This is a genomic window from Paenibacillus sp. FW104-T2 (assembly GCF_058789975.1).
Genome location: NZ_JBYTCE010000001.1, coordinates 375,687 through 399,320, shown reverse-complemented (window position 1 = coordinate 399,320; position 23,634 = coordinate 375,687). Strand labels below are relative to the sequence as shown.

The following is a 23,634-nucleotide window of genomic DNA, read 5'->3' as shown; positions in this document are numbered from 1 at the left end:
AATAGCCCTGTTACCTACCTCAATAAGGCAAACAGGGCTGCAAAAACACATATCACTCTTTATTGTAGAACAAACTCGGATGTAAGAATGCGAGTTATTTCATTATAATCTCGTGCCACATGATGAGGCTGATGGTTTGATTCTGGCAGAGCATTCCGATGGTTGAACCAGATGACATTCCATCCGGCGTTTACCGCACCTACTACATCATTACGCCATGAGTCCCCGACATAATAACTGGAGCGAGCAGCCGTGCCTGTCTGTTTATTCACATGTTCAAACAATTGTCGATCAGGCTTGGCATACCCGAGGGTTCCCGAGATGAAGATTCGCTCCTCCGGGACGAGGTCAAACACATTCAGTGCTTCGAGCTTGCGTCTCTGATGTTCCCCCTCACCATTCGTAATAAGTCCTACAAAGTGTCCGTCTGCCATAAGGCTCCTCATCAGATCATATGCACCATCAAATGGCTGAATCTGAAACTGTCTGCTCAGATACTGCGCTTGCAGTGCTTCAGCCTGCCCTTCAATCAAGGTTACCCCGAACTCCTTCATCGTCAGTTCAAATCTTCGTCTGCGCATCCGTTCCACGGCTTCTGCTTCCGGAACGGCAGAGAGACCCTCCTGATCGGACAACCAGTCGCTGTAGTAGCGGAATCGGTGATAAACCTCGGCATAAGGAACATCATCGGCTAGACCAAGAACCTCCTGCAATGCTCCTCTAAGGGGCTGCAAGTGGTCATACAATGTATCATCCACATCAAAAAATATGGCCTTTTGAGTTTGGTCTTTGGATAACATAATGGTCCTCCTTCTCTATCTCCAATGAAGTGAGTTATATTTCACTCATAAAATCAATAAAATATTAGAATATTATGGGAACAAACTTTAATAAATGATACAATAACTTTTTAACAAATCTGCAAGGAGGCAGCCAAACTGCATGACATTCTCCACATACCCGAAAGAAAAGAAACAACATAATATTTATAGCTTAGTCCTAAATCTCATTTTTTTCGTGGTAGCTGCATTTATACTAGTCTACGCCTATTATACTTACGATGCCAAACCCTCTTCCAGCTATCTGTTAGTCTTAATCCCGATGACGGGGTGTGCAATAAGGTCAGTGTACCACGCAGTAATGCTCTTAAAAATGAAGAAGCGTAAAAATGAACATTGAACGTGGAAAAGAAAGATTGATGTTTATCTGGCCTTAACCCAACTGCAAAAAAGGTAGATATACTGCACTCTTTCTACAGTATACCTACCAATTCATGTTCTTCAATTGAATGAACAATCCATTCACTCTACAACGAGCGGTACAACCTTGCCTGCATTCACATCAATCAAACCGTGATCTGTAATTTTCAGCGCAGGGCTCACTGCAAGGGAATGGGTGCTGATCGACATGATCGGGTTATAGTGAACATAACCAAGGGAGAGCATGGCTGCCCGCAATTCCTTCACTTGATGAGACACAACCGCGAGCGGTTCTTCTGTCAAAATGCCGCCTACAGGCAGTTCCAGATGAGACAGCACTTTGCCATCCTCTACCACACAGAATCCACCCTGGCTCGAAATGACCGTGTTAGCCGCCAGAATCATATCTTCACGATTGCGACCCACGACCAGAAGGTTGTGGTTATCATGTGAATATGTCGTCGCGATAGCTCCCCGTTTAATCGTATCTCCACCGATCAAACCATGTGCCCGATTGCCGTTCACCCGATACCGTTCAAAGGTAGCAATCTGTCCGTATCCACTATCTTCCCACTGAAGCTCACCACTCGCTGCCTGAACCTCTGCGATATGTTCTTCCACGAAGGTCGAGCCGTCCTTCACCATCATTACGCGGCAGTTGAATGAATCTTGTTCCGCCTGATTAGCGGCATCCCTGACTTTGGGATCGCTCAATGAAATCGTGAAATCCTCTGCTGTCAGCATGTCCAATTGCACACTGTTATAGAAATGGGGCGGGAACTGCCCCGTTATCCGTTCCTGCTTATACGGTTCGTAGTCGTCATAAGCTTTCCGGCCATTTTTGTACACTTGATCAATCGCCAATGTTTCCAGATTGGATACGAGAACGTAATCTGCCACCTTGCCTGGGGCGATGCTGCCCCGATCCGTCATTTTCATTCGGGATGCCGGCGTAGACGTTGCTGCGTAAATGGCATCTTCCGGACGCATGCCCATCTGAATGGCCTTACGCACAATATGATCCAGATGACCTCGTTCCACGAGGGAGTCCGGCATAACGTCATCCGTTACGAAACAGAAATGCTGGGCCACATCATGCTGAATCAGGTAATCCATAACCTCAGGGGTCATCGATTTCTCCTGGATCTCAATGAACATGCCTGCTGAAATCCGCGCCTGCAGTCCTTCTATGCTCTGATGAGTATGATCCGAGTCCACACCTGCATAGATCAGTCGGTGCAGATCCAGCCCTAGCAATTTCGGTGTATGACCTTCGATCACGAGATCAGGATAATTTTGGCGAATATGCTGAAGAATCTGGTTGGTCTTGCATTCCGGGTCACGGATGACATCCACGTAGTTCATGATTTCGCCCAGACAGATGATCTCTCCGGTTGCTAGAAGTACATCCATATCTTTGATCTCAATAGATCCGCCCGTTGTTTCCATTGGCGTTGCCGGAACGGAGCTCGGGATGGCATAGAACATGTTGACCATGGTCTCCCGACTCGCAGCCATCATCTCCTGCACACCTTCCAGTCCGAACACATTGGCCATCTCATGCGGTTCCGCTACAATGGACGTTACTCCGCAGCGGATCAGGCCATGGGAAAAGGTAGCCGGCGTCACCATGGTACTCTCAATGTGCAGGTGAATATCGATCAGGCCAGGAATCATGTATCTTCCCCGCGCATCGATCACTTCGTCTGCCTGAATAAGCTCAGGACCACCGGGTCCGACATACATGAATCTGCCGTCAAGTACAGCGACGTTATTCAATTCAAACCGTTTATAATAACTGTTATACACATTTACATTCACAATCAGTTGATCTGCACGCATGGGGCATAATCTCCTTCTTTTGAGCATGCTGCATATCCAATCATGCAGCATGCTGCCTTTGCTGCTTCTGTTTCTGCTTCCTGCTGCTATTCACGAATATGACTTATATTCAACGAGGACAAGCTTGTCCTGTGGGAAAATCAGGCTGACACGCTGCCCGCTGAGGTACGGTGTCTCCATCTCCTGGTTTGCCGTAAAATCACCGAGTTCGGTCTCAATCACATATTGATAGCTGCGTCCAAGATACGTACTCACCTTCACGATACCTGGCAACGCATTGGCCAGATCCGCTGACGTATCCCCACTGACGATCAGATCGTCCGGGCGGATTGCGCCTTTGCGAGCGCCGGGACGTGCCGTTCCGGGATGGGCTGTCGCCGTAAACAAACGACCTCCCGCTTTTAGCGAGATCTGATCTCCTGCATCACTACGTTCTGCAAACTCAATAAAGTTGTGGAATCCAATAAATTGGGCTACAAATTCCGTTGCCGGATATTTGAAAATGGTCTCCGGGCGATCGAGCTGCTCGACAACACCCTTGTTCATGATGGCTACCTGATCCGAGATCGAGAAACATTCTTCCTGATCATGGGAGACATACAGCGTTGTAATACCAAGCTCCTGTTGAATCCGGCGGATCTCCACCCGCATGTTCAGTCGCAGGTTGGCATCGAGGTTACTGAGTGGTTCGTCAAACAGCAGCAGATCCGGCTCAATCACGAGTGCACGGGCAATTGCCACCCGCTGACGCTGTCCACCGGACAGTTCCTGCGGAAAACGCTTCTCGAAGCCGTTCAGGTTCACCACTTCCAGAATGCGCATAACACGTGCAGAGATATCCTTGTCTTTTACCTTGCGCATCCGCAGGCCGAAAGCCACGTTGTCATAGACAGACAGATGCGGGAACAGCGCATAACTCTGAAATACAAATCCGAAGTTCCGCTTGTTTACCGGAACCTTCGTATAGTCCTTGCCGCCGAACATAAACTTGCCCTGTGTTGCTTCCAGGAATCCGGCGATGAGGCGCAGCGTAGTTGTTTTGCCGCAACCGCTCGGTCCGAGCAGGGAGAGCAGCTTACCTTTTTCCAGCTCCAATTGAAAATCCTTCAGGATCGTCTGGTTATCGTAAGCCACCGATACGCGATCCAATGTCAGCAATGCCATAGCGTTCTGCGCCTCCAATTAACGTTTAGTAAAGTATGAAAATCCGCCCATGATCCGTTCGATCACGAACATTAAAAGTCCGGTCAGTACCATCAGCAGCACGGAAATGGCTGCAATTGTTGGGTCAAAATAGTTCTCAACATACGTCAGCATCTGAATCGGCAGTGTACTTACCCCTGGCCCGGTCATGAACACGGAGATATCCACGTTGTTGAACGACTCCAGGAAAGCAATCAGCACAGCCGCCAGAATCCCCGAACGAATGTTGGGCAGCACGATCTGGAAGAACGTTCTTACCCGTCCCGCACCAAGACTCAGTGCAGCTTCTTCCACGGCAAAGTCAAAGCTCGACAGACTGGAAGCAATGACGCGAATGATAAATGGAAGCATGATAATCGTATGACCGATCAGCAGACCCAGATACATCGGCAGATGGTAGATCACGATCAGGTATTTCATCAATGTAAAACCAAGCACGATTCCCGGAATGAGTACCGGGGACAGGAACAGTGCATTCAGCACAGACTTGCCTTTGAAATCGTAACGACTGAGTGCATAGGCAGCCGGAACTCCGAGCAGCAGCGCCAGCAGGTTCCCCAGCAGGGAAATGATGATGGATGTCTGGAACGTGCGGAGGAAACCGCCTGTGTTGAAAATATTTTCGTACCAGCGGAAGGAGAAGCCTTCCGGCGGAAATTTGAGTACCGTTCCCGGTTCAAACGAAGTGACCGATATGATCAGAAGCGGGCCCAGCAGAAAGATAAAGACCAGCAGACTGAACAGGCCCAGCCCGATATGTTTCTCCCGCATATGTGTCTACCCCTTCGGATTTAAAGTTTTGGCCATTTTGTTCATGACACCGACCACAACAAACGTGATGACAATCATAATTGCGGCAACGACCGAGGCCAGATACCAGTCGTTAAGGGTCATGGCGTTTTGATACAGGAACGTGGCGATAACGCGCTGCTTGCCTCCAAGAAGTGCCGGTGTCGTATACGCCGTGAGGCTTCCGACAAATACAAGCACGGCTCCGATCACAAGCCCTGGCACAGCCAGCGGGAATACGACCCGGCGGAATGCCGTGATACGGGAAGCTCCCAGACTTTGTGCCGCTTTAAGCAGGTCATTGTCGATGTTCTCAAGCACACCGACCAGGGAGATGATCATGAGCGGCAGGAACAGGTGAGTCAGACCAATCATCATGGCTGCCGGCGTGTACAGGATATCCAGCGGTTTATCCACGATGCCCAGGCCAACCAGTGCATTATTGATCAGACCTTTGCGTCCAAGAATGATCATCCAGCTGAACGAGCGTACAACCGGGCTTGTCAGCAATGGGAAAATGGCCAGTGCCAGCAGGATACCTTTGCGGCGCGGCGCTTTTTGCGAAATATAATAAGCTGTCGGGAATCCGAGCACCACACAGACAAGGGTGGTGACCACGCTGACCTGCAGCGTCGTAAGCAATATTTTCAAAAAGTAAGGGTCTCTGAAAAAGTGCATGTATCCTTCAAATGTGAAGGAGTTTTCCTGGAAAAACGTTGATCCGATCGTCAGGACAATCGGAATGATCATAAATGCCGCCAAAAACACGAACCCCGGCAGCAATAGCCAGTAGATTACTGATTTCTTCATCGCGGTACTCCTGACTTATAAAATGGTTTGTTTCGAAAGTTTAGATCATTTCAAAAACAAGTACTTACTATCTCTGCTTGGCAACCGTTCCGGTCCGAATCGTTCTTCCGATCGCTGTTATCCCCAGATTTCTTTGATCCTTTATTAAAGGTTGAAATTCGGGGATAAAGGCGAACACTGCGTTTCTTCAGAATCGATTTCGTCCCTCCACTACAAGCGAATCATATTAAGAACTAATTTTAAGACTGAGCCTAACTTTACTCACTGAATGGAGTAGAACTACGCATTTAATGCGTTAATAAAAAGTTCAAGGAACGCTTCCGCGTCCACCGTTTCGCAGACTAGCGTGTTGGGCTGCTGGCCCAACCGTTTTTGGAAGTCGCATACCATCTGGCCATCGCACAGGCGGCTGGCCGTTTCGACATCCACGTAATACGATTTGCGTCCTACCAGTTCAGGTGCAAGGGCAACGCCCACAGCCAGCGGATCATGAAGAGCGCAAGCCCGGATGCCGTTCATTTGTTCGTAACGGTTGATGTAAATTTCTGTGCTCTGAGCAACGTACGCACGCAGCGCAGGATCTATGAGACGTTCAATTGTAGCTTCATTCAGCAGCGTTTGACGCGTAACATCCAGGCCAACCTGCGTAAGCTTCTCAATGCCTGCATGCAGAACAATGCGTGCAGCTTCCGGATCAGCGTACGTATTGTACTCTGCCGTCGGTGTAATATTGCCATGTCCGCGAACAACGCCACCCATGAAGATCACTTCTTTCAATAAAGAGGGCAGTTCCGGACACTTCAGCAGGGCAAGTGCCAGGTTGGTTAGTGGCGCAGTCATAATCAGCGTGAGTTCACCCGGATACAGCTTGGCTTGCTCGATAATATAGTCCGGCGCAAAGCCCTCTTCCGCTTGCTTGGACACGGCCGGATCAGGCAGTGCTCCGCCCAATCCATCCTGTCCATGTACCCGATGCTCATAATGTGATTGGCGGGTGAGCGGACTGGCCGCTCCAGCCATCACCGGAATATCAGGCGCATCCGCCAGTTCAAGGATCTTGCATGTATTATCTGTTGCCTGCTGGAGCGATACGTTCCCGCAGACTGTGGTAATGCCGAGAATGTCCAGCTTCCGGCTCTTGACGGCCAGCAATATGGCCAGCGCATCATCAATACCCGTATCTACATCCAGGATGATACGTTGTAATGCCTCACTCATACGTTCTCCACTCCTTACCATTCATCGTGCTTGCTGCAAAGGTTATTCATTCTGACAAGTCGCTATCTGTCGTTCTTATCTAGCTCTATCCAATGTTTCTTATTGTGCAATTTCACGGTTCCAACGATCCGTCCAAGCTTTCGCTTGCTGGTTCACGAATTCCATATCCAGCTTGTTCAGCTTCTCAACCACGTCAGCGCCATACGTCACGCCTTCTGCTTCTTCTGCAGTCAATTCAACTTTGGTGTTTACCGGTGAATCCACTTTGGCTTTGGCAGACTTCGCTTGTACATCCTGGCTCAGCTGCCAGTTAATGAACTCTTCGGCGAGTTCTTTGTTTTTGCTGCCTTTCACCACGTTGATTGTATTCATGACTGCATATGCGCCTTCGCTAGGTGCAACAAACTTCGCATTGGGCACAGCTGCTTTCAGATCCTTGAAATACATTTCCATGATCGGTCCGCCTGCAATCTCTTCTTGCGAGAACATGTTCACGAACTCGGACGTTTGGCTGTAGAATTTAACAACATTACCGCTCAATTCTTTCAGTTTCGTAAATGCCGCATCTTCATTAAATGTATCGTTTCCGGATACACGGGAAGCTGCATCCACGACCATTGGGCCTGCTGTTGCTGTAATATTTGGGATCGTCAGGTTATTCTCAAATGCCGGATCCCACAGATCACTCCATGAAGTCACTTCTTTGGAGACGAGGTCAGGATTGTAGGCAATCCCGAGCTGTCCAACGGTGTAAGCCGGGCCATAGTCTTCGCCAAGTGGTGCTTTGGCAATATCGTAAATATCATTAACATTCGGAATTTTGGAACGATCGATTTTCTCAAACAGACCTTCATCGATACCTTGTTGTGCATAGTAGTCGGAGAGGTAAATGACATCGACATTCGATGTACCTTGACGGATTTTGTTCAGACGCTCAGCGTTGTTGCCGACTTCAAGCACGATGTCCACATTATGTTCTTTTTCGAATGGACCAAATACTTCTTCATTAAAGAAATCTTCGGAGAAGCCCCACGTGGAGATCACCAGTTTGTTTGCTGCTGTTCCCTCGCTGCCTGATCCACCTGTCACATCATCCGTGCTGCTGCCGCAACCTGCAAGTAATACCGATGTCATTGCCACTGCTGCCAAACCGCTAACCCACTTTTTCATCATGATCCTGAATTCCTCCTGAAATGTGTGATGTGTATAAAAAAAACAAAAAGAAAAGCATTCTTGTAAGAACAAGAACACTTTTCTTCGTAAACAAAGGAAAGCGACACCCGCTGCCGGTACATCATTGGTTTCTGCTTCAGAATCAATCCGAAGACTAGACGCCATCATATGAAATTGTTGGGGACGATATAATCGAAACGCGCGCATGACCCGAATCGAACCAGTCGATCCACGTTATGCCTGTTCCAGAATGATATTCGTAATGGCCCACTGTGTGGACGCATCGTAATCCCTGAGTACAGCTTCAATTGGCAAACCCATGTGCTGCTCGAGCTTCTCCCGGAATTTCTTCTTGTATAAGACAGACATGCGGAAGTCCACTTCCAGCTTCAAGCCGGGGGCCTCCCCTTCCAGGGCGTCAGAGCGTGGCGAACGTCGGTGCTTGGCAAAGAAGGTCACAATATTCTGATCCACGGTCACTCTCAGGAGAGTGGTCCCGAAGCCGAATAGTTCCTTCGAAATTTCGTTGTAATACTGGCACATCTTTTTCTTGCTTTCATTACTGTCCAGCAGTTCCATGAATTCACCTTCATCATTTACTACCGTACATTCGACGTGTTAACACGTTTGATTATACATAAATATGAGGTAGGAGGCAACCCAAAAGATATACTTAACATGCAAATAACACATAAAAGCGAACGATGACCAAAAAAACACCGAAATTCATATGCCAATTCCACTGTAAACGAAAACTCTCTACCTGATGACTTCCTATAATATTGTTGCTTGAATAATCATTTATGATACACCGTTCGTCTAATTTGGGAAATTACGGTTATTAATTACGCTATAAACATAGACAAACTTCGCCACCAACCGTTAAAATGAGACAAAATGTCTATATTACTTAATATATGAAATTGGAGGCCCCTGTTATGAAATGCCCGGTATGTAATCATGAAAATGGAAATGCACATTACTGCGAGAGGTGTGGTACAGATCTGACTCAGTCCCCATCTTCTTCTACCGCTCCCCGTGACCAAGAATCAGCAGCTGCTGCCGAATCGGAATATACACGTTGGTCCAGTACGCAAGCAGCACCTTCTTCATCCGTTCCCTCCCGCACACCTTCTGCTCCAACACCTCATGACCAGACTTATGACAATTCCGGCCCGAATGACCACTCGTCTGCAGGAGACACCAATCAGTGGAACAATGTCATGCAGAATGAGAAGGTGCAGCAAGCCAAAGAAGTCAGCAAACAGTACATATCCTATTTTCTTAGCGTCCTAGCCCGTCCTTACCAGACGATGAAAACCGTCGGCGATCAACATGCATTGAACGGATTAATTACGATGGCTCTCATTGCAATCCTATCCTCTACATATTTTTTACTTACCTTCAGCCGGTTAGATATGGGTGGTTTATTCGTTGCTGGATTCATACGCCCGCTGCTTTTTACCGCGATCATCCTGATTGTGGCTGTAGTACTGATCTACGCTGTATTGAAAATCGAAAAAATCACGTTCCGTCCGAAAACGCTAGTAGCACAGTATGGTACCCTACTTGTTCCGTCTGTTGCAGCGCTCGTGCTCGCGAACTTGTTTATCTTTATTTCATATCCGATCGCAATCTTCCTTCTGGTTGTCTCGTATGTCATTGTTTTTGCAGGTATGAATGCGGTGCTGTTCCAACATCCGCTCAATCGTACGAAGTCAGCCATCGACAGCATGTATACTGTCCTTATTGCCAACGTTGTGTTGCTCTACATTTTGTACCGTCTGCTCGCAGGCTCCATTCTTGGAATTCTGGGCATGATGCTGTCACCATTCGGTCGTCTGTAGTCCGATTTTCATTTCAAATTACATCTACGAAAAGACTCCTCTGGTTTGTTCAGAAGAGTCTTTTTTCGTTTTCCGATCCAGGATTGCACTGGCATCTTCGATACACTATAATGTGTAGTGCAAACCTTATGTTTGAATTTACGTACCGGGAACTTCACTGTTTCCTTGAAGAAGGGTTTTCGGCGCAGCCAAACACTACATGATGTAGTGTTATTAAAGGCTATTTCCATTTTAGAAAAGAAAGAAGAGGACAATCGATGAATCACGATATGAATCATATGCAAATGAACCACGAGGCAGGAACATCCTATGTCTGGCTCATTGTAGGAGCAGTCCTGCTGCTGCTCTCCATCGCTGCTTATATTCTGGGTTCGCGTACACAGGGGAAAGTACTAAGTCATATGAAGAAGGATGAACGAGCCACCATCAAAAAGAAAAGCCGGTCCATCCGGCTGGCTGCACACGCATTGCTCGGCGTCTCCGTCATCATCCTTATTCTGTTCTTCACGCAAGGCGCATTCGACAAATATGACGTGGCTGATCTTAACGCTAACGCCAACATTGAGGTAACGGATGACCCTTACTATGGTGCAGAACATACGGAAGACCCTATTGATTACGACATGACCATTCCAACTTCAGGGCCTCATAACCCACATGACATCAAGTTTGGCTTTTACACCGATTTCCCGGGATATCCTTATCTTGTTCACAATCTGGAGCATGGCGATATCATCATCTACTATCGTGAGGATGCCAGCGACGACCTGAAGGAGCACCTGAAATATCTGACCAAGTTCCGTGAGGCCGGGGCTGGCATACTGGCTGTACCAAACAAGGATATTCCAGAGGGCAGTGAAGTCGTCGTGACGGCCTGGACCAAAACGATGAAGCTGGACACCTTCGACGACGCCAAAGTTGGAACATTTATTAACCGGTACATTAACCAGGGACCAGAGAAAATTCCTCCTTCCATTCGCCAAGGTGGCGGAACGATGTAATAATCGTTGATGCTCCATGATCCGTTGAATCCTGGATTCACGGAGAACGCAATGATACGCAGCTATGTTTGTGTGACTCAAAATAACAAAAAGCCGCACGGCAGCACCCGGGAGAAATCCCTGGTGCTCTGCCTGCGGCTTTTTTATAATTTTCTAGTAGTAGTAGAAGAAAACTCTGTGGTTGTCTGGATTAGTAGCGCTGCGGAGCAGCCTTTTTACCCAGATCAGTCATATAAGTAAAGAATGCATCCGGATCCGTATCGTACACCAACTGCACTGGACGCCCGTCGGCTTGCTCTACCGTACGGCCTTGGCTAGGACCATCTGGAATTACGATGCAATTCACGGTTTTCTTTTTCACGATATCTTCGCGACCCACGGAAGCTGTTGTCAGTACGTCCCACAGATAATATGTGGAGTTTGTTTCACTGTACACCAGTGGAGGGCATCCTGCGTAACAGTTTCCGAGGAAGTCCACACCTTCGAAGCGGCGCTCGGCTGCCCAGCGATTACGCACAGCAGGTGTAAGAGGTACTTTGTTCGTGCTCTCCAGTGCAACCAGGTCGATCTGGATGCCACTTTCCCATACACGGTAAGCCGCTTCCGGATCCCAGAATACGTTCCATTCCGCTGTGCCGTCATGCTCAGGCTCTTCCACGTTTCCTTTTTCAAACGTACCGCCCATCCAGACCAGCTTGTCGATTTTCTCTTCAATGTCTGGTGCTTCGTCAAGTGCACGTGCGAGGTCTGTCAGTGGGCCCGTGAACAGAAGAAGTGTTTTGTCTTCTGTGTTACGAACCTTCTCAATCAGGTGCTGGTGAGCCGGAATAGCTGACAAAGGCGCTTCCATTTTGCCAGATTCGTTCAGTATAGGCAGTGCATCTACATAAAAGGAGTGCAATCTCCACGCTGCAGGAAACGGATTTTTACCTCTGGAGTTAGATTTCGATACTTCGACGGAATACGTACCGAAGCGATCAATAATTTTACGGCTGGCATCGGTCGCTGGCTCCAAATATCCGTCTGCCGGAATGACCGATACACCTGTAACTTTTACATTATCCATCTGCAGAAGCATGAACAGCGATACGAGGTCATCCACGCCGCCGTCATGGTTAAAATACACATTAAGTTGGTTCGTCATTACTTACTTTCATCCTTCCCCTGGTTGTCCCATTGATGTACTTTCATCCGTCAGCCTCTGGACCAACGTTCCCTCTATTATGTCCCAAAACCCTGTTATACGTAAACCATCCCCTCAGAGTTGGCATAAAAATGCGGACAGCGCTGTTGTTCGCACTGCCCGCATCTTCTAAGTCCATGCGCTGCTCATCGAGGGTGCATGGATCCATCCTGTCTGAATTCGGACTTCAAATTACATGGAGGACGTTTGCTTCTCTTTTGCTTCCTCGGCAACAGGCTTGTATTTGCCTGGCCAGAATGCCCATTTGCCCAACAAGGTTGTAATGGCCGGTACCATGAATGGACGGACAAGGAATGTATCGAGCAGCACACCCGCTGCCGTAATAATTCCGAACTGCACCAATACCTGAATAGGCAGTGTTGCAAGTACAGCAAACGTTCCTGCGAGAATCAGACCTGCAGAAGTAATAACAGAACCTGTCTCGCCTACACCTTCCTTGATCGCTTGGCGTAAAGGCATCGTTTTGCGTTTCTGCCAGATACTTGAGATCATGAAGATGTTATAGTCCTCACCGAGTGCTACCAGGAATACGAATGAATACAGCGGAATCGCACCCTGAATGGCATCTGCACCCAAGCCATAATGGATGATAAGCCATCCGAGACCAAGGGCCGAGAAATAGGAGAGCACCACTGTGGCGATCAAATATGCCGTCGCTACTACTGAGCGCAAGTATAACAAAAGCAGCAATGTAATCATGCCGATGACAACAGGGATAATGATACTCGCATCCCGCTCTCCGGTCACTTCGATGTCGTACTGCTCTGCAGTTTGGCCATCAATCCAGACGTGACTGTCCACACTGGTAATTCCTGCGTCAGTTAATGCCTGCTCAGCGGTCGCCCGCAAATCCGGAATATGCTGCATGGCCTCCATGGAGTACGGATTCAAGTTAAACTCAACATCATAGGCGGTGATGTTGGCATTCTCAGCACCCTGCTGAGCTTCACCCACCTTGCTTACATAATCCAATGCTTCGAGACGCTGCTTCAGATCGGTTTCCTTGCCCTCTGAATCTATAATGACCTTGGCTGGAGCCAATTCGCCTTCGGAAAACTGTTCCCCAATGACCGTAAATCCTTCACGTGAAGGTACGTCTTCCGGGAAGGAAGACAGCAGGTCATACGTAAATTTGATCTGGCTGGAGAAGGCAGCCAGTCCACCGAGCAGTACCAGCGTAATGGCCAGTACAGTCCATGGTTTGGTGATAACTGTGCGACCAATCCAGCTTTCCTTGATTTTGCGCGGAGCAGGAGCCGGTTTGCCTTTTTTCTTGGCACGCTCCACTTCCATTTCGTGCGTACGCGGTACGAACGGGTAGAATGATCCCCGCCCGAAGATGGCAAGCAGTGCCGGAACCAGCGTCAAGCTGGCAATAAACATGATGAAAATGGACAAACTGAATGGAACAGCAAAACGGTGATATGCACCGTACTCAGCGAGCAGCAGCACGAGCAGGGCTGCAACGACTGTGAATCCACTCATGGCGATCGCACCGGATGATCCGGTGATGGCCTGGAACAACGCCTTCTTTTTGTCCGGCTCATGATAGAGAATCTGGCGGAATCTGGAGATCATGAACAGGCAGTAGTCCGTACCTGCTCCGAACAATAATACGGTCATGATGGAGATGGACTGTGCATCAACCGTAATCCAGCCCTGATCTGCCATGAATCCAAGAATAGGACTTGTGACCATGTACGCGAAACCAACCGCAATAATGGGGATGATCGCCAGTACCGGAGAACGATAGATCAACAGCAGCAGTACCAAAACAAGAATCACTGTTGCGATCAACAGGGATACGTCGGCCGATGAGAAAAGCCCACTCGCATCGATGGATATACCAACCGGTCCAGTGACCCGTGCACTTAATGCATTGGCATCATCTATAGCGACATCAAACGGATTGGAACCAAAAATGTCCTCCGTTTTCTGCTCAACCGCCTCAATGCCTTCCTTCAATTGTTCAGAGTCTGCGCCTTCATTGAAGAAAAGCGGCATAACCAGCGTACTTCCATCTTCCGACAGCTGGCCTTGAATGGCCTGCGGCGGCAATTGGTACAACGGCACAACCGCTTGCTGCTGCTCTACCGGATCCTGATCCAGCCGCTCGGTTAGCGCCTGAATCTGTTCGATCTGCTGATCCGTCAACCCGCCAGCTTGATGCCATACAATTAAGGCAGGGAGACCTTCCCCGCCTGGAAACTCCCGCTGGGCAATCGCTGCTGCCTGTACGGACGGTTTGGAATCACTCAAGTCTTGTGCGTTATTCGTTTCGCGCTCGCCTACGGCTGGCCATACCACACCGAGTACAACCGCAATAATAATCCATACTAACAGTGTAATCCATTTGGTTCGTTTGCCCGCAACCCAGCGGCCGTAGCCCGATCCTTCTTGCATCGTTTCTTCATCTCCTGTTCTGTTTCTATGAAACCGTCTTGTATATGAATTGTAGAAATGAACCACGGGTCATAGTATAATCGAATTAATTATATATACCGTAAGGTTAATTTTGCAATACTAATTTTTTGAACACTTTATGCCAAGATAATTTTTATGTAAAGAGGTATGCCGTATGACTAAAAAGACTACACCTTCCCGGTCACCAGGAAGACCCAAAGCCGGTACCGATCAGACCTCAGTCCAGTCCAAAATACTAATGACTGCTTCGCAGTTATTTATGGAATATGGTTATGAACCCGTCTCTCTTCAGCAGATTGCCTCACTATGCCATGTGACCAAGGCGTCCATCTATTATCACTTTTCCAGCAAACCGGAGCTCTTCACTGTCGCCATAACGCGGATGATGGCCATGGGCAGGCAGCAGACGGCACTTCGTTTGGAGAAGCCCGGCTCCTTGCAGCAGCGGCTGGAGAGTGTTGCTGCAGCCAAAATGCAGCAGTCCCATGTGGACACGGAAACCATGATGCGTGAAGCCGAGTCCTATCTGAGTGCCGACCAGCTTGCGCAGATCCGTGAAGCCGAGACTCAGATCTTTGATGTTCTCGCCACACATTTCAAGCGGGAGATGGACAGCGGTTATTTGCGCACTACGAACCCTATGCTGCTCGCCCAAGCATTCACCTCCTTGCTCATGCTCGGGAACCGGGAGGATGTGCGCAGCATGCATGGAAGCATTGAAGACTTGGCTCATGAGCTGGTTTCCTTATTTCTGGATGGGGCCGTTCAGCGAAAGTGAAGTATAATTTAACGAGATATACTCATGTCAGAATCCACTGACGATTAGTACAGTAGCATTGATAGTGACAGACCACTTGTCATGCCCCAGATGTTTGACTTTTTAGGAGGTATCACGAATGTCCCAACCAACATCATCCCCACGTGTTCCCCGTCTGCTGGAGACAGAACGCATCTATCTTCGTCCGTTTGAGACGACGGATGTCGATGACTACTTTCCAGGTTTGTTTGACCCTGAGATGCGAAAACTTACAGGAACACAGAACAGCTTTACCCGTACACAAGTGGAACGCTTTGTCGAGAACGCTGGTCAGGACGACTCCCGGCTCATGCTGCTCATCGCCTTACAGGAAAATGATCAGCTCATCGGCGAGGTTGTTCTCATGGACATGCATGCCAAGAACCGCAGTGCACACCTGCGAATAGGCATTGATCGTTCGGAGCACCAGGGCAAGGGCTACGGCAGCGAGGCATTGCTGTTGATGCTTGATTACGGCTTTGGCATTTGCAACCTGCACCGAATCGAGCTTGAGGTATATGCCTTCAATGAGCGAGCCGTTCGTACCTATGAGAGGCTGGGCTTCCAGCGCGAAGGCATCCGCAGAGACGCACTTTACTACAACCACCAATATCATGATGCCATTCTCATGAGTATATTGGAGCATGAATTCCGTGAACGGCATGTCGCAGGTCAGATGACAGGCCCTGCGCGGCAAGGGTAATTGATATAAAAAAAACCGGAGAAGTGCCTAGTACACATCTCCGGTCAAAAAAGTCAGATGACCCGCCAGCACCGACAGCTCGGCGGGTGTCTTCATGTACAATTCGCCATCCGTATCAACGGGCATGGGAGCATCCGTCTCCAGCAGCAGGGTTGACGCCTTGAAGTAACTGATACTTTCATTCTGAGGCTGCCACTCTCCCTCCGGTTTGTGCGACAGGATCTCTCGCAGCAGCGGAATGCCCGTCTCATGAATAATGAGGATATCCAGTTCGCCATCCTGCAGCGCATCTGGGGCAAATGGAAGTGAATTCGTTCCAAGAAACCGTCCGTTCGCCGCATAGATCATGACAGCTTCCCCTTCCATTGTTTTGCCGTCTGCCTCCATCCGGTAATGAAAAGGCTCGGTGTTACTAATGGTCTGCAATGTGCTGATGAAGTAGCTCAGCTTGCCCAGCGTACCCTTCAGGTTGGAGTTAATATTCTGCGATGTATCACTAATTAATCCAATGCCAAAAAAGTTCGTAAATACCCGGTCATTGGCCTGCCCAATATCAATCGAAACAGCATGACCCTCAAGCAGCTGACGTGCGGCAACCTCCACATCCGGTGACAATCCGAGAGAACGTGCAAAATCATTACAGGTCCCTCCAGGCAAAATCCCAATCAGCGGAGGGTTCTGCAGACGGGCCAGTCCATTCACGCATTCATGCACCGTACCGTCCCCACCCAAAATAAAAACGACATCGAATTCTTCCCCACGATCCCGGCATAAGGCTTCCCCCTCTCCGGGTTCCTCGGTGCGTACAACAACAAGCTCACGAACAGCAGGCGCAAGTACTCCGGCTGCAGTACCTACAGCATCCGCACGATTCGCTTTTCCGGCATGATTGTGATGAATTAACAGTGCTTTGTTAAATGCCATCGCTCTCTTCCTCCATTCTAATGCTTGTTTACCCTTTAGCCGTCAAGGTTGAAGCAGTAACGAAAGAGCCAATACTTTTACTTACTAAGATGTCAGTGGGAAGCGACCTGTTCAGGCTGCTGGATGGCTCCAGCGAAAACCCATGCTCCAGTTGAATCATCCACCACAGCAACCATAAACGGACGATTAACCTCCATCTGGACACGATTCGTAGGTGGAGCACTCCCTGCTCTCATATCCAAAAGTGTAGAAGCAGCCGCTACGGTTCCTTGCTCACTCACTTCCATCACAGCTCGGTGGATAATTTGGCCAATATAGGCCTGCCAGTCCGGTCCACGCGGAATCATTTTTGTAAAATCAGCAGTATACGGGTCAAAGGCCTTCTCTATCCCAAGCTGCTGCATGGCTTCTTTTAAATGAACTCCATACTCGGCTCGAAAACGGGGCAGAGACAAGTCTACCAATCTGAAGTCAGATTGTTCATTCAGCTTTTGGGGATGATCCTCCAGCTGCTGCTGGATTTCTTCCAACGTATGACCGTCCCGTGGCAATACAATCAGCATATACGTTTGTTCATTCCCATAGGGAAGCCGAATGGCCTGCCATTCCTCATTTTCCGTGTAATGGAATTGCTTGGACTGATGCATCATCGGTACAGACACCGTGCTGCCGTTTGCAAGCCGGAAATCGCCATCTTTTGTATGCTCAGGTTGAAATTCATTTGTCCAGTTACCGTCAAATGCTATGGCATTCACCAGTATCATGAGCGTTTCCACTGCAGGGGATTCATGCAGCATTTGAGGGATCCTGCCACGAGTATGCTTTTCCACCCAACGATTAATTTCATCTTTGGCCTGTTCGGGTTGTGTATGTAATGGCCCAATTTCGGCTTCAAATGCTTGCTGTAAGTCAGCCTTATACTCATCATCTACCGTGACTCCGTTCTTAATCCACACCGCATTGGCAATCCCCATCTCTATTCCAGGGCCTGGATGCATTAACAATTGATGCAGCGCAGCATCCGTCGTGTTTAACTGCCTATCATCCCATTCCGACCAACCCAGCGCTTCTGCCATTTCCCGCCTTGTTTCTCCCTCACTGCCAAGGTATGCCATACCCATAGCTGCTGCGATACTGTAAGGAGAGATCAGCAGATTCTTCTCACTGGGTGCCTCCTGCGCTCCAAGCTCTCTGATCAGCTGCAACCCCAATCTGTTCATCGCCTCAATCTGTTTCGGCTCGATTTTCTTCAGAAGTGCATTCCGTTCATCAGCGGATAATTCCTGATTAGTACTGGATTCCATCTGGTCCTTCCCCTCCTGTTCTGAACAGCTTGTAATGAACAACCAACATACACAACATAATAACAGGTGTACATATAACCGTGTATGCATCGTAATCCCCTCACATCCGTAATAATTAAAGATCGCACATGGCAGATGAGTATTTTCCTTTTTTTACTAAACGCAAGATAGCTAGAAAAGGTTACTTCACGCTCAATATTCATCCCCGCGGGGGAAACGCCATTCAAAAGGAGCTAAATCGGTTATATCTATACCATATACGAATGGAGGGATTTCCTATGATTCCGGCAACGTTGGAACAATTGGAGCAAGTCCGCAAGGAATGCCGCACGATGGTCCGCAAGAGAGCAACCGCTTCTGCTGGTACTACACTTGTCCCTTTACCTGGTACAGACGTACTGGCTGATGTGGGGATGCTTATGCAGCTACTGCCTGCCATTAACAATAAATTCGGATTGTCGCAAAAACAGCTCGACGGCATGGACCCTGAAACCAAATCCATGATTTACGGATTCGTCATGTCCATCGGAAGCAAAGTCATCGGCCGCATGGTAACGAAGGAACTTGTCGTTCAGGTACTGAAACGGGTTGGAGTACGCGTAGCCACCAAATCCGTTGCCAAGTTCGTTCCACTTGCAGGCCAAGGTCTAGCCGCTGCTCTAAGCTTCACGGCCATGCGTTATGTGGGTAACAAACATGTCGATGACTGTTATGAGGTCGTGAAACGTATGCTTGAACAGCGTGAGCAAATTCCGGGCGAACCTGCCCCGTCAGCTCTTCAAGAAGCGAACACGGACGCAAAGCAAGAAGAGAAGGCCGATTCCCGTGATGACGCAGATCGTACAGCTGTGGTGGAAACCAATGACAAGTAATTCATTTCGACTTTGCGGCAAAAGGATACGACACAGCAAATAAGCCGGGCTCCCAACAGGGGAGTCCGGCTTATTTCTATATCATTATATGCATCGTTTCAATTAGATCGCCTGGGGCTGCTGCTCAGCAAACTGGCTGTTGTACAGATCCGCATAGAATCCTTGCTGTGCCATCAATTCCTCATGATTGCCCTGTTCAATCACATTACCGTGATCCATGACAAGGATGAGATCCGCCCCACGAATGGTAGACAAGCGGTGAGCAATGACGAAGCTGGTACGATCCTTCATCAGATCATTCATTGCTTTCTGAATAAATACCTCAGTCCGGGTATCCACGCTGCTCGTTGCTTCATCCAGAATAAGAATGGACGGATTCGCCAAGATGGCTCTTGCAATCGTCAACAGCTGTTTCTGCCCCTGAGAGATATTCGATGCTTCTTCGTTCAGCACGGTATCATAGCCATCCGGCAGCGTACGGATAAAGTGGTCGGCATGGGCCGCATCAGCTGCTTTAACCACTTCTGCTTCAGTTGCACCCTCACGTCCATACGCGATGTTGTCCCGAATGGTTCCGTTAAACAGCCATGTATCCTGAAGTACCATCCCGAACAGGCTGCGCAGTTTGCCGCGTTCCATGTCCCGAATATCGACACCGTCGATCGTGATTTTTCCATCCTGAATTTCGTAGAAACGCATCAACAGGTTGATCAGTGTCGTCTTACCGGCTCCCGTTGGCCCTACAATGGCTACGGTCTGACCCGGTTTTACATCAATATTCATATTTTTGATAAGCAGTTCATCCGGTTTATATCCAAAATTAACGCCTTGGAACGCAACCGCTCCTTGGGGCTGCTGTAATTGTACTGGCTTGTTGGACTCTGGTACCTCTTCCTCTTCATCCAGCAGTTCGAACACCCGCTCCGCCGAAGCAATGGTGGACTGAATGATATTGGAGATATTTGCAATCTGGTTAATCGGTTGTGTGAACTGACGAGAGTACTGCGTGAACGCCAGAATATCCCCGATCGAGATGGCGCCGCGTGTGACAAAAATCCCGCCGACCACACAGATTAGAACGTAGCCCAGGTTACCAACAAAACTCATAAGCGGCATGATAATCCCTGAGATAAATTGAGCCTTCCAGCCCGATTCATACAGCTCCTCATTGACCTTCTCGAATTGCTGTACCGATTGTTCTTCGCGTCCAAATGCTTTTACGACCTTGTGTCCGGTGTACATCTCCTCGACATGTCCGTTCAGCTCACCCAGTGATTTCTGTTGTCCCGCAAAATGCTTTTGTGAACGGGATGCCACCAGCATCACAACGATTACACTGAGTGGCAGCGTCAAAATGGTGATCAGTGTCATCCATGGACTAATCGTCAGCATCATGATAATTACGCCGACAATGGTTACGACAGAAGTAATAAACTGGGCCAAACTCTGCTGAAGCGTATTACTGATGTTGTCTACATCATTGGTCGCCCGGCTGAGCGTCTCCCCGTGGGTACGGGAGTCAAAGTATTTCAGTGGCAGCCGGCCCACTTTGGCGCTGATCTGCTCACGCATGTCATAGACCACTCGCTGAGCAACACCAGCCATCAGGTATTGCTGAATATACATAAATGCTGCACTGAACAGGTACAATCCCAAAAGCAGGTACAACACTTTCATTAATGCAGGAAAATCAATACCCGCGCCCTGTATGCCCTGCAGAATGGCAATGGCGCCTTGGCTCAGTATATCGGTTCCTTCAGCCATAACCTTCGGACTGATAATGCTGAACACGGTACTGAGGATTGCAGCTACCAATACACCGAGCAGACGATAACGGTGTGGCTGGAGGTACTTAATCAGCCGCCGCAGCGTACCTTTAAAGTCCTTCGGCTTCTCACCCGGAGGACGCATGCCCATACCGCCACCAGGGTGACCTGGCCCGCCGGAACGTGGTGATCTGCTTTTATGTTCGGTACGTTCACTCATGCGATCTCCTCCTCTGTCAGCTGGGATGATACAATCTCGCGGTACACTTCATTATTCGCGAGCAGTTCCTTATGGGTACCGGAACCAACAATGCGTCCTTCATCCATAACCAGAATGCGATCTGCATCCATTACTGTACTTACTCGCTGTGCAACAATCAGCACCGCCGCTTCAGTCGTTTCGGATTTCAGCGCTGCACGAAGTTTGGCATCTGTTTTGAAATCCAGAGCGGAGAAGCTGTCGTCGAAAATATACACTTCCGGGCGGCGAACAAGTGCGCGTGCAATGGACAAACGCTGTTTCTGTCCACCAGAAACGTTGTTACCACCTTGAGCAATAAGGCTGTCATACCCGTCCTTCATCTCGGAGATGAAGTTCTCGGCCTGAGCAGTCCGGGCAGCATGAACGATTTCCTCCATCGTGGCATCTTCTTTCCCGTGTCGGATATTCTCCGCAATCGTTCCCGTGAAGAGGACTGCCTTTTGTGGCACAAAGCCAATTTTCGCACGTAAGTCTTCCTGACTAATCTCTCGTACATCCGTACCGTTAACCCGCACGCTGCCTTCCGTGACATCATAGAAACGGGGAATAAGGCTGAGCAGCGTGGATTTTCCTGATCCCGTACCACCAATAATGGCTGTGGTTTCCCCGGGACGGGCTGTAAACGAAATACCCGACAGTGCCGCATTCTCTGCTCCCGGATAACGGAAGGTAACATTGTCGAATTCAATGGTGCCCTGCAGGGATTTCATGCCACGAGGCTGCTCTGGATCACTAAGGTCAGGCTGCATATCCAGCACTTCGTTGATCCGTTCTGCGGATGCAGAAGCTCTTGGAATCATGACAAAAATAATGGAAACCATAATCAGCGAGAACATAATCTGCATCGCATACTGGATAAACGCAATCAGGGAACCAATGTCCATGTTTCCACTGTCTATGCGCTGTCCTCCGAAGTATAGAATGGCGATCATGGAGAAGTTCATGACAAGCATCATAACAGGCATCAATGTCGCCATCAGAACGTTAACTTTGATCGAAGCATCTCTCAGATCCGTATTTGCTCCGTTAAAACGAACGCGTTCATGTTCTCCGCGGTTGAAAGAACGAACAACACGAATACCTGTCAATTGCTCACGCAGAACCAAGTTCAGTCGGTCCAGCTTTTTTTGGATTTGTTTGAATAGCGGCAGACCCTTGGCCCCAATCAATGCAATGGCACCCGCCAGCACAGGCAGCACGACCAGGAAGATCGTGGACAACTTGGCGTCCTGGGATACCGCCATGAAAATACCACCGATACACATCATCGGAGCCATGATCATCATGCGCAGCATCATCGTTAATACGTTCTGAACCTGTGTAATGTCATTCGTCGTACGGGTGATTAGTGATGCGGTGCCCAGCTTATCAAATTCCTGCAGCGAGAAATTCTCCACGTGGCGGAAAACCCGGCTGCGCAGCTGCTTGGCGAATCCGCCTGCTGTACGGGAGGACAGGTAACTGGCCAATACGGAACACGCTGTGCCCCCAATGGCAATAACCAGCATCCAACCGCCAATTTGCCAGATGTACGGAACATCACCCTTGACGATACCATCATTGACGATATCGGCCATCAAGGTTGGCAGGTACAGCTCGGCGAGTGATTGCAGCAGTACCAGACCCAAAATGAAGATAATGGGGATTTGATAAGGCTTGAGCATGCGAAACAGTTTCATCATGGCGTATCATCTCCTTCGGTTGAATGCTCCTTTTGCTGGGAAGCGAGCGAGTCAAAAAAGCTATATACTTTCGTCAGCAGCTCGGCTAACTGGGTACTGTCTTCCTCTCCCAGATGTTCAACCAATCTGTTGAATATCTGCATGCGCTCGTCATGAGCAGCCCGAATAATATCACGGCCTGCTTCCGTAATCGTAATACGCACGGCACGGCGATCATCAGGGTCCATGGTTCGCTTGACCAGCCCCTCATCCTCAAGTCCACGGATGACTGGGGTAATCGTCGGTGATTTTACTCGCAGCAATGCACTGATCTCCGATACTTTCAGTCCTGGATGATCTTCATTCAATTCGCTATGAAAATCGGGGGGATTATCTCTCCAATCCAGACGCTCTCCCGGATGTGAACCGTGGAGCAAACAGGCCAATACCATAATTTCATTATGGTTGCGCCCGTGGGGCTTATGCTGTCTCCATTTGCCTTTATTAAACTGCATGATGGAATACAGCAGCTTCTGGGCCACTGGATCCAGACCTGTCATATAGGTTTCCTCCTTTTTACATTCTCAATGAATTCTCAATTAACATAGGATTACTATTAAATAGTATATCAATTAA

At 48.8% G+C, this 23,634-nt stretch carries 20 protein-coding genes; 5 read left to right on the top strand and 15 right to left on the bottom strand.

The features are described 5' to 3' along the window. Positions 1-59 precede the first annotated feature (59 nt). From AC3WQ3_RS01765 to AC3WQ3_RS01730, 8 genes are all read right to left on the bottom strand, one after another. Positions 60-800 (bottom strand): HAD family hydrolase, encoded by a 741-nt coding sequence (locus AC3WQ3_RS01765; protein ID WP_492471282.1) that lies wholly within the window; start codon positions 798-800, stop codon positions 60-62. Positions 801-1,301: 501 nt separating this feature from the next. Then, the gene (locus tag AC3WQ3_RS01760; RefSeq protein WP_492471281.1) at positions 1,302-3,041 is read right to left on the bottom strand and encodes an adenine deaminase; all 1,740 of its coding nucleotides are present in this window, start codon (positions 3,039-3,041) and stop codon (positions 1,302-1,304) included. Positions 3,042-3,131: 90 nt separating this feature from the next. After that, positions 3,132-4,205, bottom strand: coding sequence for an ABC transporter ATP-binding protein (locus tag AC3WQ3_RS01755; RefSeq protein WP_492471280.1), 1,074 nt, complete (start codon positions 4,203-4,205; stop codon positions 3,132-3,134). A gap of 18 nt (positions 4,206-4,223) precedes the next feature. Continuing rightward, on the bottom strand, positions 4,224-5,015 hold the full coding sequence (locus AC3WQ3_RS01750; protein ID WP_095360095.1) for an ABC transporter permease: 792 nt from the start codon (positions 5,013-5,015) through the stop codon (positions 4,224-4,226). Between the two features lie 6 nt (positions 5,016-5,021). Next, the gene (locus tag AC3WQ3_RS01745; RefSeq protein WP_095290986.1) at positions 5,022-5,843 is read right to left on the bottom strand and encodes an ABC transporter permease; all 822 of its coding nucleotides are present in this window, start codon (positions 5,841-5,843) and stop codon (positions 5,022-5,024) included. Positions 5,844-6,122: 279 nt separating this feature from the next. Then, positions 6,123-7,061, bottom strand: a complete 939-nt coding sequence (locus tag AC3WQ3_RS01740; protein ID WP_492471278.1) for a nucleoside hydrolase — start codon at positions 7,059-7,061, stop codon at positions 6,123-6,125. Between the two features lie 99 nt (positions 7,062-7,160). Then, positions 7,161-8,231, bottom strand: a complete 1,071-nt coding sequence (locus tag AC3WQ3_RS01735; RefSeq protein ID WP_492471404.1) for an ABC transporter substrate-binding protein — start codon at positions 8,229-8,231, stop codon at positions 7,161-7,163. A gap of 237 nt (positions 8,232-8,468) precedes the next feature. Continuing rightward, positions 8,469-8,813, bottom strand: coding sequence for a Na-translocating system protein MpsC family protein (locus AC3WQ3_RS01730; RefSeq protein ID WP_095290982.1), 345 nt, complete (start codon positions 8,811-8,813; stop codon positions 8,469-8,471). 359 nt (positions 8,814-9,172) lie between these two features. Here AC3WQ3_RS01730 and AC3WQ3_RS01725 point away from each other — a divergent pair, with 359 nt between their 5' ends. Then, positions 9,173-10,081, top strand: coding sequence for a hypothetical protein (locus AC3WQ3_RS01725; protein ID WP_492471277.1), 909 nt, complete (start codon positions 9,173-9,175; stop codon positions 10,079-10,081). A 257-nt stretch (positions 10,082-10,338) separates the two neighbouring features. Further along, positions 10,339-11,082: a thioredoxin-like domain-containing protein gene (locus tag AC3WQ3_RS01720; protein WP_492471276.1), complete on the top strand. Its 744-nt coding sequence runs from the start codon at positions 10,339-10,341 to the stop codon at positions 11,080-11,082. Between the two features lie 190 nt (positions 11,083-11,272). On the opposite strand, the gene AC3WQ3_RS01715 is transcribed toward AC3WQ3_RS01720, so the two are convergent. Beyond that, the gene (locus tag AC3WQ3_RS01715; RefSeq protein WP_492471275.1) at positions 11,273-12,226 is read right to left on the bottom strand and encodes a nucleoside hydrolase; all 954 of its coding nucleotides are present in this window, start codon (positions 12,224-12,226) and stop codon (positions 11,273-11,275) included. Between the two features lie 231 nt (positions 12,227-12,457). Further along, complete coding sequence (locus AC3WQ3_RS01710; protein WP_492471274.1) at positions 12,458-14,689, bottom strand: MMPL family transporter; 2,232 nt, start codon at positions 14,687-14,689, stop codon at positions 12,458-12,460. Positions 14,690-14,864: 175 nt separating this feature from the next. On the opposite strand from AC3WQ3_RS01710, the gene AC3WQ3_RS01705 reads away from it, so the two are divergent. Further along, positions 14,865-15,488 carry a TetR/AcrR family transcriptional regulator gene (locus tag AC3WQ3_RS01705; RefSeq protein WP_492471273.1) on the top strand — a complete coding sequence of 208 codons (624 nt, stop codon included), beginning with the start codon at positions 14,865-14,867 and terminating at the stop codon, positions 15,486-15,488. A gap of 118 nt (positions 15,489-15,606) precedes the next feature. Further along, positions 15,607-16,209 (top strand): GNAT family N-acetyltransferase, encoded by a 603-nt coding sequence (locus AC3WQ3_RS01700; protein WP_492471272.1) that lies wholly within the window; start codon positions 15,607-15,609, stop codon positions 16,207-16,209. 27 nt (positions 16,210-16,236) lie between these two features. On the opposite strand, the gene AC3WQ3_RS01695 is transcribed toward AC3WQ3_RS01700, so the two are convergent. Continuing rightward, a complete protein-coding gene (locus tag AC3WQ3_RS01695) occupies positions 16,237-17,133 on the bottom strand; it encodes a diacylglycerol/lipid kinase family protein (protein ID WP_492471271.1) in 897 nt (298 codons plus the stop codon). Between the two features lie 92 nt (positions 17,134-17,225). After that, positions 17,226-18,437: a serpin family protein gene (locus tag AC3WQ3_RS01690; protein WP_492471270.1), complete on the bottom strand. Its 1,212-nt coding sequence runs from the start codon at positions 18,435-18,437 to the stop codon at positions 17,226-17,228. A gap of 278 nt (positions 18,438-18,715) precedes the next feature. Between AC3WQ3_RS01690 and AC3WQ3_RS01685 the strand changes: the two genes are divergently transcribed. Beyond that, the gene (locus AC3WQ3_RS01685; RefSeq protein ID WP_492471269.1) at positions 18,716-19,309 is read left to right on the top strand and encodes a hypothetical protein; all 594 of its coding nucleotides are present in this window, start codon (positions 18,716-18,718) and stop codon (positions 19,307-19,309) included. A gap of 102 nt (positions 19,310-19,411) precedes the next feature. Here the strand turns inward: AC3WQ3_RS01685 and AC3WQ3_RS01680 are convergent, their stop codons facing one another. The 3 genes from AC3WQ3_RS01680 to AC3WQ3_RS01670 are packed head-to-tail and all read right to left on the bottom strand — an operon-like array spanning position 19,412 to position 23,558. Next, a complete protein-coding gene (locus AC3WQ3_RS01680; RefSeq protein WP_336782299.1) occupies positions 19,412-21,295 on the bottom strand; it encodes an ABC transporter ATP-binding protein in 1,884 nt (627 codons plus the stop codon). Beyond that, entirely contained in the window at positions 21,292-23,019 is a 1,728-nt protein-coding gene (locus AC3WQ3_RS01675; protein WP_221805845.1) for an ABC transporter ATP-binding protein, read from the bottom strand. Before AC3WQ3_RS01675 ends, AC3WQ3_RS01680 begins: the two co-directional genes overlap by 4 nt. After that, the gene (locus AC3WQ3_RS01670; RefSeq protein ID WP_127537375.1) at positions 23,016-23,558 is read right to left on the bottom strand and encodes a MarR family winged helix-turn-helix transcriptional regulator; all 543 of its coding nucleotides are present in this window, start codon (positions 23,556-23,558) and stop codon (positions 23,016-23,018) included. Before AC3WQ3_RS01670 ends, AC3WQ3_RS01675 begins: the two co-directional genes overlap by 4 nt. Positions 23,559-23,634 lie beyond the last annotated feature (76 nt).